Annotated in this window: 10 protein-coding genes; 2 read left to right on the forward strand and 8 right to left on the reverse strand. The window is 74.3% G+C overall.

The features are described 5' to 3' along the window. Nucleotides 1–195: 195 nt before the first annotated feature. Nucleotides 196–2,049 carry a prolyl oligopeptidase family serine peptidase gene (locus ABZ920_RS15575; protein WP_361504024.1) on the reverse strand — a complete coding sequence of 618 codons (1,854 nt, stop codon included), beginning with the start codon at nucleotides 2,047–2,049 and terminating at the stop codon, nucleotides 196–198. Nucleotides 2,050–2,286: 237 nt separating this feature from the next. Here ABZ920_RS15575 and ABZ920_RS15580 point away from each other — a divergent pair, with 237 nt between their 5' ends. After that, nucleotides 2,287–3,096: an SURF1 family protein gene (locus tag ABZ920_RS15580; RefSeq protein ID WP_361504027.1), complete on the forward strand. Its 810-nt coding sequence runs from the start codon at nucleotides 2,287–2,289 to the stop codon at nucleotides 3,094–3,096. Between the two features lie 267 nt (nucleotides 3,097–3,363). Here ABZ920_RS15580 and ABZ920_RS15585 read toward each other — a convergent pair whose 3' ends face one another. The 7 genes from ABZ920_RS15585 to ABZ920_RS15615 form a co-directional block, all read right to left on the reverse strand. Beyond that, entirely contained in the window at nucleotides 3,364–4,998 is a 1,635-nt protein-coding gene (locus ABZ920_RS15585; RefSeq protein WP_361504030.1) for a hypothetical protein, read from the reverse strand. Further along, on the reverse strand, nucleotides 4,995–5,570 hold the full coding sequence (locus tag ABZ920_RS15590) for a SigE family RNA polymerase sigma factor (protein ID WP_361504232.1): 576 nt from the start codon (nucleotides 5,568–5,570) through the stop codon (nucleotides 4,995–4,997). Before ABZ920_RS15590 ends, ABZ920_RS15585 begins: the two co-directional genes overlap by 4 nt. A 570-nt stretch (nucleotides 5,571–6,140) precedes the next feature. Then, the gene (locus tag ABZ920_RS15595) at nucleotides 6,141–7,193 is read right to left on the reverse strand and encodes an aspartate-semialdehyde dehydrogenase (RefSeq protein WP_361504033.1); all 1,053 of its coding nucleotides are present in this window, start codon (nucleotides 7,191–7,193) and stop codon (nucleotides 6,141–6,143) included. 52 nt (nucleotides 7,194–7,245) lie between these two features. Beyond that, entirely contained in the window at nucleotides 7,246–8,523 is a 1,278-nt protein-coding gene (locus ABZ920_RS15600) for an aspartate kinase (RefSeq protein ID WP_361504036.1), read from the reverse strand. 217 nt (nucleotides 8,524–8,740) lie between these two features. Continuing rightward, the gene (locus tag ABZ920_RS15605; protein ID WP_361504039.1) at nucleotides 8,741–9,391 is read right to left on the reverse strand and encodes a DUF5063 domain-containing protein; all 651 of its coding nucleotides are present in this window, start codon (nucleotides 9,389–9,391) and stop codon (nucleotides 8,741–8,743) included. After that, nucleotides 9,384–9,983, reverse strand: coding sequence for a recombination mediator RecR (recR, locus tag ABZ920_RS15610; protein ID WP_361504042.1), 600 nt, complete (start codon nucleotides 9,981–9,983; stop codon nucleotides 9,384–9,386). The genes ABZ920_RS15605 and recR overlap by 8 nt, the downstream gene beginning before the upstream one ends. A gap of 121 nt (nucleotides 9,984–10,104) precedes the next feature. Continuing rightward, entirely contained in the window at nucleotides 10,105–10,446 is a 342-nt protein-coding gene (locus tag ABZ920_RS15615) for a YbaB/EbfC family nucleoid-associated protein (protein ID WP_361504045.1), read from the reverse strand. Nucleotides 10,447–10,816: 370 nt separating this feature from the next. Between ABZ920_RS15615 and ABZ920_RS15620 the strand changes: the two genes are divergently transcribed. Further along, on the forward strand, nucleotides 10,817–11,569 hold the full coding sequence (locus tag ABZ920_RS15620) for an SLATT domain-containing protein (RefSeq protein WP_361504048.1): 753 nt from the start codon (nucleotides 10,817–10,819) through the stop codon (nucleotides 11,567–11,569). The last annotated feature ends 288 nt before the right edge of the window (nucleotides 11,570–11,857 follow it).

The following is an 11,857-nucleotide window of genomic DNA, read 5'->3' on the forward strand; positions in this document are numbered from 1 at the left end:
GGCCGCCCGCCGACCGACGGCCACGGCCCGGCTGCCGCGCTCCCCCTGCGACTGTCGCTGTCGCCGCAGCAGGCGACGCCCCGCACCGGCGGCCGGGGCCCGGTCCGCCTCCTGTCCGGGGCCCGGCGCCGCCCCCGCCGGGCCCGCTGCCGCCGGGCCTGTCCTCGCCGGACCCGTTTCCCGCCGGGGCCGTCCTCAGTCGGTGTGTTGCGGCAGGTGGCGCTCGGCGAACTCCAGCTCCAGGCGGACCTGCTTGATCCGCTCGTCCACCACCAGCGAGCCGTGGCCGGCGTCGTAGCGGTAGACCTCGTGGACGGCGCCGCGTGACTCCAGGCGCTTGACGTAGTTCTCGATCTGGCGGATGGGGCAGCGCGGGTCGTTGACGCCGGCGGAGATGTAGACCGGCGCCTTGACCTGGTCGACGTACGTCAGCGGCGAGGACGCCTCGAACCGCTCGGGCACCTCCTCCGGCGTGCCGCCGAGGAGGGTGCGGTCCATGGCCTTCAGCGCCTCCATCTCGTCGTGGTACGCCGTGACGTAGTCGGCGACCGGGACGGCCGCGATGCCAAGCGTCCACGCCTCCGGCTGGGTGCCGAGACCGAGCAGCGTGAGGTAGCCGCCCCAGGAGCCGCCGGTGAGGACGAGTCGCTCGGGGTCGGCGAGGCCCGAGCCGATCGCCCACTCCCGCACCGCCGCGATGTCCTCCAGCTCGATCAGTCCCACGCGGTGCTTGAGCGCGTCGGTCCAGGCCCGCCCGTAGCCGGTGGAGCCGCGGTAGTTGACCCTGATCACCGCGTACCCGTGGTCCACCCAGGCCGCCGGCGCCGCGGCGAAGGAGTCGCTGTCGTGCCAGGTGGGGCCGCCGTGGATGTCGAACACCGTGGGGAACGGCCCGGTGGCGCCCGCGGGTTTCTGGACCAGGGCGTGGATGCGGCCGCCGGGCCCCGGCACCCACACGTCCTCCACCGGCACCGAGCCCGGGGACTTCATGCCGGGCGGGTCCAGGACGATCCCGCCGGCCGTGGAGCGCACGACGGGCGGCTCGGCCGCCGACGACCACAGGTACTCCACGCTGCCGTCGGGCCTGGGGGTGGCCCCGGAGACCGTGCCGGGGGGCGTGGGGATCCGGGTCAGCTCACGGGTGACGAGGTCGTACCGGAACAGCTCGCTGCGCGCCTCGAAGCCGTGCGCGACCAGCAGCGCGCTGCCGTCCGGGTACCACTCCGCGCTCACGTCGCCCGGCAGCTCCAGCGCCAGGTCCGTCGCCTCGCCCGTCGCGACGTCCCACACGAGCGGCTCCCAGCGGCCGCGCCGCTGGTGGCCGATGAGCAGCCGCGTGTCGCCGGTGACCGGCGCGAAGCCGAGCACTTCGAGGCCCAGCTCCCGCGTGCCGCCCTCGGTGTCGTCCAGCTCGGCGACCGCCGTGCCGTCCGGGCGCACGACCCGCAGCGCCGAGTGCATCGCGTCGCCGTGCTCGGTGTGCTCGACGGCGATCAGCGAACCGTCGTGGGACAGGTCCCCGACGTGCGCCGACTCGCGGTGGCGGTAGATCTGCACCAGATCCTCGCCCGCCCGGGCCAGGTGGATCGTGGTCCCCTCCTCGTCCGTGGAGCGGCCCACCACCGCCGTACGGCCGTCCCGGCCGAGTGCGAGGCCCGCCGGGTACGAGGCGCCCAGGCCGGGCACGGCGGCCTCGTCGGGTCCGCCGGTGAAGGGCTGGCGGCGCCAGACGCCGAACTCGTCGCCGTCCTTGTCGTCGAACCACCAGACCCACTCGCCGTCCGGCGAGAGCACGCCGTCGGTCGTGCCGTTCGGCCGGTCGGTCACCTGGCGCTGCTCACCCGTCGCCCGGTCCCAGGCGTACAGCTCGTACGTCCCCGTGGCGTTCGACACGAACAGGGAACGGTCCGGCGCGTCCTCCGCCCAGTCCGGCAGCGACACCCGGGGCGCCCGGAAGCGCTTCTCCCAGTCCGGCATCTCCTCGCTCCGTGCCCGCAGGCCCCGCTGTTCACGCTGGTCCCGCGAGTCGGACCCGTTGCTCTCAGTCATGGCCCCATAGTGCCTGCACCACCCGACAACATGCTGGTGGCGGCCACAGCCTGTGGACAACGTCGCCCCGACTCTCCCCCACTCCTCACCTTCTCCACCCCGGCCCCACCCCACGGGCCCGGCGCCGCCGGGACGCCGCTCGGCACGCCGGGACCGCACCTCTCGAACCTGTGCTCGATGGTGTCCGGCCCCGACCCCGCGGCCGGTGCGCACCGCGCGGTGCGTACCGTTGAGGGCGTGTACCGGTTCCTGCTGACGCCCCGCTGGTGGGGCATCAACGTCTTCGTGCTGCTCGCCATCCCCTTCTGCGTCTTCATGGGCACCTGGCAGCTCGGCCGCTTCGAGGACCGGGTGCAGGAGCACCGGACCACGAACGAGCAGGCCGCCTCGAACCGCTCGGAGGCGGCGCGTCCACTGGACCGGCTGCTGCCTGTGGACAAGCGGACCTCCGGGAAGCAGGCCACGGCCACCGGCCGGTACGGCGCGCAGCTGCTGGTCCCGGACCGCGAGCTGGACGGCAGGCGGGGCTACTACGTGCTGACGCTGCTGCGCACCGACGGCTCCGGCAAGGCCCTGCCGGTCGTACGGGGCTGGCTGCCCGGGACCGCCGACGCGGCCAAGGCGCCGGCCCCGCCGGCCGGCGAGGTCACGGTCACCGGTGTGCTCCAGGCGTCGGAGACGCCGGGCGAGAACGGCGTGAGCGCCCGGGGCGGGCTGCCGGACGGGCAGACCGCGGCGATCAGCGCGGCGTCACTGGTCAACCTGGTGCCGTACGACGTGTACGACGCGTGGGTCACCCTCAACCACGCCGACTCCGGGATGACGGCGGTGCCGGCGAGCGCGCCGCAGAACACCGGGCTGGACCTCAAGGCGTTCCAGAACCTCGGCTACACCGGTGAGTGGTTCGTCTTCGCCGGGTTCGTGGTCTTCATGTGGTTCCGGCTGGTGCGGCGGGAGGCGGAGGCCGTGCGGGACGCGGAACTGGGCCTGGTGCCGGACGAGACCGCCGGAACCGGCCCCGCCCCGAAGAGCCCGTCCGGCGTCTGAGCCGGCGGGGCGTCCTGCGCCCGAGCCGATGCCCGCGCGGCGATCCGCCGTCCGGCATCCGAGCCGGCGATCCGCCCGGGAGTCTCCACCAGCGCCCGAGCCCGCGATCCGCTCGGCGCAGCCCGCCCGGCACCCGAGCCAGCGATCCGCCCGGCACCCGAAGACGGCCCGCGCGGCCCATCCGCCCGGCGCCCGAGCCGGCGGGCCGCGCGGCCCGGGCCCCGGTGGGGAGTCCGGGCGTGCGCGGCCGTCCGTTCCGCGTCGCCGTCAGGACGCCGGGAGCACTCCGGTCCGGTAGACCGTCCCGGCGCACGCGTTGGACACCGTCGCCGAGACCGTCGGGCCGCCGCCGTCCGCCGTGTACGACACCACGACGCCGCCGTCCGCCGGGCCGTCCACCCGGACCAACTGGGTGGCGGTGCCGGTCTCGCCGGACGAGGTCGTGCTGCCGGTGGAGCTCACGGGCTGGCTCGGCGTCGGATCGGGCGAGGGGTCCTCGGTGGCGGGGCCGCCGGTGGAGCCGCCGCCCGCGGTCGGGCAGGTCTGCGAGGGCACCCAGGCGAACTTCACCACGTAGGACGCGCCCGGCTTCAGGACGAGCCCCGGGACCTCGTTGGACGGGTCGGGCAGCCCGGCCGCGGCGTCCCCCGAGCTGTGGGTCACGACGCTGATGCCGGCGGGGTCCGCCGCGCCCTGCGCGAGCGGGCTCACGGTGCCGGAACCCCCGACGGCGCAGCTCTGCCCGGAGACGTTGCCGATGCGGAAGGTGCCGTACACGGCGCCCGCCGAGTCGGGCGGGTCGACCGTCGCCGAGGCGGAACCGAGCTGCGAGGACGTGCACGCGGGGGTGTCGCCCTGCGAGGCCGAGGGGCCCTCCGTGCCGCCGGCCGACCCGCCGCCGGTCCCGGCCCCCTTGTCCCCCCTCCGGCCGTCGGCGGTGCCGTCCCGGCCCTTCTCGGTGGACTTCCCGTCGGGGCCGCCCGTCGCGCGTGATCCGCCGTCCGGGCCCTTGCCGCCGCCCGTGCCGCCCTGGGCCTGCGAGGCCTGGCCGGCGATGGCCGGGTTGGCGTCGGAGCCGGTGGAGTTCGAGACGTGTACGAGGGCCGGGACGGCGGTGCCGATGAACAGCGCGGCGGCCGCCATGCCGACGGCTGCCTGCCGCTTGCGGGCCCGCCGGGCGGGCACCGCGCGCCGGAGGTGGTCCAGCGTTCCGTCGCGCGGGCCGATGTCCTCGACCGCCTGGTGCAGCAGCCTGCGCAGGGCCAGCTCGTCCGAGTCGAACCCCTCGAGGTCCTTTTCGTCGGGGCTGTGGTTCACGGTGTCGTTCCCAGCGTGCGATTGCGTGTGCTCTTGCTCGGGTGGCCGCGGGGCCGCGGACCCGTCCACGAGGGTGCGCCCGGGCTCGACGGCAGCCGCGCGCCCGGGCTCGTCCACGGAGGCCGACTCGCGCTCGACGGCAGCCGCGCGCCCGGGCTCGTCCACGGAGGCCGACTCGGGCTCGACGGCAGCCGCGCGCCCGGGCCCGTCCACGGAGGCCGGCTCGGGCTTGTCCCCGGATGCCTCGGGCTCGTCCACGGCGGCCGGCTCGACTTCTTCCGCCGGCGCGGGCTCCGGCTCGCGCACGGGCGTGAGGCGGCGTTCGTCCGGCGCGGGCTCGGCATCGTGCGGCGGCGCGGACACGCCCGCGTCCCCGTCCGGTCCCTCGTCCGCCCGCGCCGCCCCGACGCCGCCGGGTCCCCCGTCCGGTCGCTCGGCCCGGTCCCCGCCCGGTGCGTCGTCCGCCCTCGCGGCCCCGGCCCGGGCAGGTCCGTCCGCCGGGGCGGTCCCGTCCCCGGGCGTCCGCGCGATGCCGGCGGGTTCCTGCCGCTCCCGCTCCCGCCTTTCCTCGCCGTTGACGCTCATGCCCGCGCCTCCATGGCGATCCGCAGGGCGGCGATGCCGCGGGAGCCGTACGCCTTGACCGAGCCCAGCGAGATGCCGAGGGTCTCGGCGACCTGGGCCTCGGTCAGGTCCGCGAAGTAGCGCAGCACCAGCACCTCGCGCTGCCGGCGCTGCAGCCCCTTCATCGCCTTGATCAGGGAGTCGCGCTCCAGCTGGTCGTAGGCGCCCTCCTCGGCGCTCGCCATGTCCGGCATCGGCTTGGAGAGCAGCTTCAGGCCGAGGATGCGGCGGCGCAGGGCCGAGCGGGAGAGGTTGACGACGGTCTGCCGCAGGTAGGCGAGCGTCTTCTCGGGGTCGCGGACGCGCTTGCGCGCCGAGTGCACGCGGATGAAGGCCTCCTGCACGACGTCCTCGCAGGAGGCGGTGTCGTCCAGGAGCAGGGCCGCGAGACCCAGCAGCGAGCGGTAGTGGGCCCGGTACGTCTCGGTGAGGTGGTCGACGGTGGTGCCGGCCGCCACGGTCTCCTCGGCGCCGTCACGCTGGTTCGGTATGCGGGCGGGCCGCGCTGCGGGCATGGGGGCGATCACCGGCATGCCGCCGGGCGCACCGGGCACGCGGGGACGGAGCGCCGCGCGGGGCGGCCGGAGAGCCGTGCCGCGGGCCGCCAACGGGAGTCCTCCCGCCCCGGCGGAGCCGAGGGCGGGGGAGAAGTCGAGTACCTCTGCCACGCCAGTTGGACACGTCTGCCCCCTCCGGGGTTGTACGTGCCGGGCATCACTTTCACGCCGATCGACGCGGCCGGCCACGTGCGCGTGCCCGCAGGCCCCACGGACGGTGCCCCAAGTGCACTCATGCGTCCCGCTCTTCCCCTGTGTCCTGAATGCCTGGGACGTCCCCACGTCCCGCAGCGCCCCCACGCCCGACGGGCGTTCGCATAAGACGCTCCCCGCCCTTCGCGCGGTTGCGAAAGGCGGGGAGGGAAATCTTCGGACGCCGAGGGACGTGGATCAAGTGGTCCGGGCCACCGGCCGCTTCACATTCCTTGACGGAGATCCTACAAACGTATCGCGCCGTCACCAGCGCTCTTGCCCGATCCTCACCCTCGGCGACGGCGCCGCCCGCGGTGCGGGGCGGTCGTGGCCCCGCCCCGCGGCCCCGGCTGATCACGCCGGCTCGGCCGCCACCAGCTCCGCGATCTGGGCCGCGTTCAGCGCCGAGCCCTTGCGCAGGTTGTCACCGCAAACGAAGAGTTCGAGCGCCGTCGGGTCGTCCAGCGCCCGCCGCACCCGCCCGACCCACGTCGGATCCGTGCCGACCACGTCGGCGGGCGTGGGGAACTCCCCGGCCGCCGGGTCGTCGTACAGGACGACGCCGGGCGCCGTGGCGAGGATCTCGCGGGCCCGGTCGACGGTGACCTCGCCCTCGAAGCGGGCGTGCAGGGTGAGCGAGTGGGCGGTGACCACCGGGACGCGCACGCACGTCACGGCGACCGGCAGCCGGGGCAGCCCGAGCACCTTGCGGGACTCGTCCCGCACCCTCATCTCCTCCGACGACCAGCCGTCCGCGCACAGCGAGCCGGCCCACGGCACGACGTTCAGCGCGACCGGCTCCGGGAACGGCCCGGTGTCGTCCCCGACGGCCCGCCGCACGTCACCGGGGCTGGTGCCGAGCTCCGTCCCCGCGACCAGGGACAGCTGCCGGCGCAGGGTCTCCACGCCCGCGCGCCCGGCCCCGCTCGCGGCCTGGTAGGCGGAGACGACCAGGCCGCGCAGCCCGAACTCGGCGTGCAGGGCGCCGAGCGTCACGATCATGGACAGGGTCGTGCAGCCCGGGCCGGCGACGATCCCGCGCGGGCGCCGGCGGACGGCGTGCGGGTTCACCTCGGGCACGACGAGCGGCACGTCCGGGTCCATCCGGAACGCCGCGGAGGTGTCGACCACCACCGCGCCCCGGGCGGCGGCGACCGGCGCCCACTGCGCGGCCACCTCGTCGGGCACGCCGAACAGGGCGACGTCGATGCCGTCGAGGGCCGCCTCGGTGAGGGGGACGACCTCGACCTCCTCGCCGCGCACGGCCAGCTTGCGGCCGGCCGAGCGCGGCGAGGCGATCAGGCGGATCTCGCCCCAGATGTCCGCGTGCTGGGACAGGATCTGGAGCAGGACCGTGCCGACGGCCCCGGTCGCTCCCACGACCGCGAGCGCCGGTCGGGCGGTCATCGCCGCATGCCTCCGCCCGAGAGGGCGCTCAGCGCCCGCTGCAGGGGGGACGTCATCGTCCGGTGCCCCCGTAGACGACGGCCTCGTCGCTGTCGGAGTCGAGCCCGAAGGCGGTGTGCACGGCCCGGACGGCCTCGGGCACGTCGTCCTTGCGCGTGACGACCGAGATGCGGATCTCGGAGGTCGAGATGAGCTCGATGTTCACGCCCGCGTCGGACAGTGCGGTGAAGAAGTCCGCCGTGACTCCCGGGTTGGTCTTCATCCCGGCGCCGACCAGGGAGATCTTGCCGATCTGGTCGTCGTAGCGCAGGGAGTCGAACCCGATGCCGGAGCGGTTCTTCTCCAGGGCGTCGATGGCCTTGCGGCCCTCGGCCTTCGGCAGGGTGAAGGAGATGTCCGTCAGGCCCGTCGAGGCGGCGGACACGTTCTGCACGACCATGTCGATGTTGATCTCGGCGTCGGCGATCGTGCGGAAGATCGAGGCCGCCTCACCCGGCTTGTCCGGCACGCCGACGACCGTGATCTTGGCCTCGGAGGTGTCGTGCGCGACACCGGAGATGATGGCCTGCTCCACCTGCTTGTCCCCTTGCTCGATCGGCTCGCTGCTGACCCACGTGCCCTGCAGCCCGCTGAAGGAGGAGCGGACGTGGATCGGGATGTTGTACCGGCGGGCGTACTCCACGCAGCGGTGGAGCAGCACCTTGGAGCCGGACGCGGCCAGCTCCAGCATGTCCTCGAAGGAGATCCAGTCGATCTTCCGGGCCTTCTTCACCACGCGCGGGTCGGCGGTGAACACGCCGTCCACGTCGGTGTAGATCTCGCAGACCTCCGCGTCGAGGGCGGCCGCGAGGGCCACGGCGGTGGTGTCGGAGCCACCGCGGCCGAGGGTCGTGATGTCCTTCTTGTCCTGGCTGACGCCCTGGAAACCGGCGACGATGGCGATGTTGCCCTCGTCCAGCGCGGTCCGGATACGGCCCGGGGTGACGTCGATGATCCGGGCTTTGTTGTGGACCGAGTCGGTGATGACACCTGCCTGGCTGCCGGTGAACGACTGGGCCTTGTGACCCAGGTTCTTGATCGCCATGGCCAGCAGGGCCATGGAGATCCGCTCTCCGGCGGTCAGCAGCATGTCGAGCTCGCGGCCGGCAGGGATCGGGGATACCTGCTCGGCGAGATCGATCAGCTCGTCCGTCGTGTCGCCCATCGCGGAAACGACGACAACCACCTGGTTGCCGTTCTTCTTCGCTTCCACGATCCGCTTGGCGACGCGCTTGATGCCCTCGGCATCGGCTACGGAGGAGCCTCCGTACTTCTGCACGACAAGGCCCACGTGCGCTCCTCGCTCAGTCCGTCTCGGTCGCACATACGCGAATGCAGTGCGGTCGGCTCAGTCTATCGAGCGTCCGATGTCCACCTCGGCGATGTCGCATGGTGAGATGCCCGGCGCCCGCGGTCCAGGACGGCTCATGCCCGTCACGCGGAACGGCCACGCGGAAAGTGCCGGGGGTCACACCGGGCTTCCGGGGACAGCCGCGGACGGCGCGGCGCTATGTGCGCAGTCCCAGGGTGCCGATCTCGCGGGCCATGACCCGGCCCGCCTCGAACTCCAGCGTCTCGTCGCCCGGGCCCTGGTCGGTGTCCAGGCCGTCCAGTTCCTCCAGGGGCTGGTTCAGGCGGACATGGGCGACCAGGGACTGCAGGGCGCGCAGGGTCGCGGAGGCCGTGGAGCCCCAGTTCGAGAAGTAGGAGAACTGCCACCACCACAGGGCCTCGGTGACGCGGCCCGCGCGGTAGTGGGACATGCCGTGGCGCAGGTCGGTGACGACGTCCGCCAGGTCGTCCGAGATCCGGGCGGGGACGGGAGCCCGGCGGGGCTCGTAGGGGTCGAAGACCTCGGAGTAGACGTCGATCGGCTCCAGCAGGCGGGCGAGGTTCTCGCGGAGCTGGTCGACGTCCTGCTCGGGGCCGGAGTCGGGCTCGTAGCGCTCGTCGGGGAGGATGTCCTCGTGCGCGCCGAGACGCCCGCCGGCCAGGAGCAGCTGGGACACCTCCAGCAGCAGGAAGGGCACCGCCGAGTCGGGTTCGTCCCCCTTGGCGACCTCCGTGACCGCGACCAGGAAGCTCTCGACCTGGTCGGCGATCTGGACCGCGAAGTCGTCCGGATTGTGGTTGGCGGCGTGCAGCGTGGCGTCAGACATCTAGGAGTCGTCTCCCCTCGAAGGCGCGGCCGAGGGTGACCTCGTCCGCGTACTCCAGGTCGCCACCCACCGGGAGGCCGCTGGCCAGGCGGGTGACCTTCAGGCCCATGGGCTTGATCATGCGGGCGAGGTACGTGGCCGTCGCTTCGCCCTCGAGGTTCGGGTCCGTGGCCAGGATCAGCTCGGTGACCGTGCCGTCCGCGAGGCGGGCCAGGAGCTCCCTGATGCGCAGGTCGTCCGGGCCGACGCCCTCGATCGGGCTGATCGCGCCGCCGAGGACGTGGTAGCGCCCCCGGAACTCGCGCGTGCGCTCGATCGCGACGACGTCCTTGGGCTCCTCCACCACGCAGATGACCGAGACGTCCCGGCGGCTGTCGCGGCAGATCGCGCACAGCTCCTCCTGCGCCACGTTGCCGCAGGTCGCGCAGAAGCGGACCTTCGCCTTGACCTCGAGCAGGGCGTGGGCGAGCCGCCGCACGTCCGTCGGCTCCGCCTGGAGGATGTGGAAGGCGATCCGCTGGGCGCTCTTGGGACCGACACCGGGCAGCCGCCCCAGCTCGTCGATCAGGTCCTGGACCACGCCTTCGTACAACGGACTGCCTTCCTGGTTCGGGTGGGTGCGGATGGGGCCCGCACACACCGCTCGTAGTACGTACGGTAGTCGGCCGCCGCCTGTCCGAGGAAGGCGGCGGCCGGGGCGCGCGGAAGCGGACTCAGAACGGCAGGCCGGGGATGCCGCCCCCGCCCAGGCCCTGGGCCAGCGGGCCCAGCTTCTGCGACTGGAGTGCCTGCGCGTTCTCGTTGGCCGCCTGGACGGCCGCGACGATCAGGTCGGCGAGGGTCTCGGTGTCCTCCGGGTCCACCGCCTTGGGGTCGATCTTCAGCGCCCGCAGCTCACCGGCGCCGGTGACGGTGGCCTTCACCAGACCGCCGCCCGCCTGTCCGTCGACCTCGGTCCGCGCCAGTTCCTCCTGTGCCCGCTGCAGGTCCTGCTGCATCTTCTGGGCCTGCTGGAGCAGCTGCTGCATGTTGGGCTGGCCACCACCGGGAATCACGATCGGCTCCTGCTTTCGTACGGCTGTCCGGGGCGGGGCGTGTCGGAACTCCCCGCTGCCACGAGCCTACGTGGTCCGCGCGGGCAGCGCCCCGCCACTCTTTCGGGTGAGTCCCGGGTGGGCCCTATACCTGATCACGGCGCCCGTCCGGGCGGATGAGCGCCGAAGTCCGTCCCTCTGCCACCCATTGGGCGGTAGGAAGGGTCCGGCGCGGCAGCGCCGGGTGCCACGCCGGGTGCCGTACGGCGGCGGGGGCGGTCGCCCGGCGGCGGCGTGCAGCAGCGGGCCGTGCGGCCACGGGGCAGCGCGGCCGCCGTACAGCCGCGCAGCCGTACCAGCGTCACGTGCCGCGATCATGAGGGGGTGCCGGGTGGGTCAGCCGGAGAGTGAGCCCGAGGGTCGGCGACGGGACGGGCGCGGCGGGGAGGCGGCCGGGCCGCGGTCGGGCGACCTGGCCGGACGGCCCTTCCCCCACGGCGACTGGGGGGAGCCGGCGGAACGGCTGGACGAGCTGTACCGGTGGGTGGAGCGCGGTGCCCTGGACACGGTGGCCTGGTACCTGGCGGACCGGACGTGGAAGCGGCGGGGCGCCCGCGTGCTGCGGGGCGGAGCCGCGGTGGGGGCGGTCGCCGGTGCGGCGCTGCCGTTGCTCGACCTCACCGGGGCGGTCGGCGGGGTGGCGCCCTGGGGGTATCTGGCGCTGCTGCTGTCCGTGGCGTGCGTGGGGGTCGACCGGTTCTTCGGGGTGACCTCGGGGTGGATAAGGGACGTGGCGGCCGCGCAGGCCGTGCAGCGGCGGCTGCAGGCGCTGCAGTTCGAATGGGCGTCCGAGAGCGTGCGGGAAGTGCTGGGGCCGGCGGAGGGGACGGCGAGCGAGGCGGCGGAGCGGTGTCTCGGGGTGCTGCGGCGGTTCTCGGAGGACGTGACGGAGCTGGTGCGGGCGGAGACGGCGGACTGGATGGTGCAGTTCCGGATCGGTGCGGCGCCGATGGGACTGCAGTCGTCGGTGGGGGGCGGGGTCCGGCCCGGCCCGGAGACCGGCGGTGCGAACGGACGGCTGCCCTTCGTGCCGGGGGGTGCGCGGCCGAACATGCCGCGGCAGCGGCCACCGGAGCCCAGGTGACCGCGCCCGCGGTCGGGGGTGGCTGCCTTCAGGTGCCGGCCGGGTGATCTCTTGAGGGGCTCATCCGGTCAGGCACGCCTGGCAGCCGGCCGGCGAGGAGACCGGGACGGCGCCGGGCCCACGGCTGGGGTGCCGCGCCAAGCGCAGGGCGGGGCTCCCGGGCGTACGGCGGGGCTCCCGGGGCCCGCGCCGACCCACGGCAGGGTGTCCGGGCGGCACGTCGGGCCGACAGCCGGGGTGCCGCGCCGGGCGTAGGACGGGGTCCCCGGGCGTACGGCGGAACTCCCG

It is taken from the genome of Streptomyces sp. NPDC046831, assembly GCF_040645305.1.
In the GTDB taxonomy this organism is placed as follows: domain Bacteria; phylum Actinomycetota; class Actinomycetes; order Streptomycetales; family Streptomycetaceae; genus Streptomyces.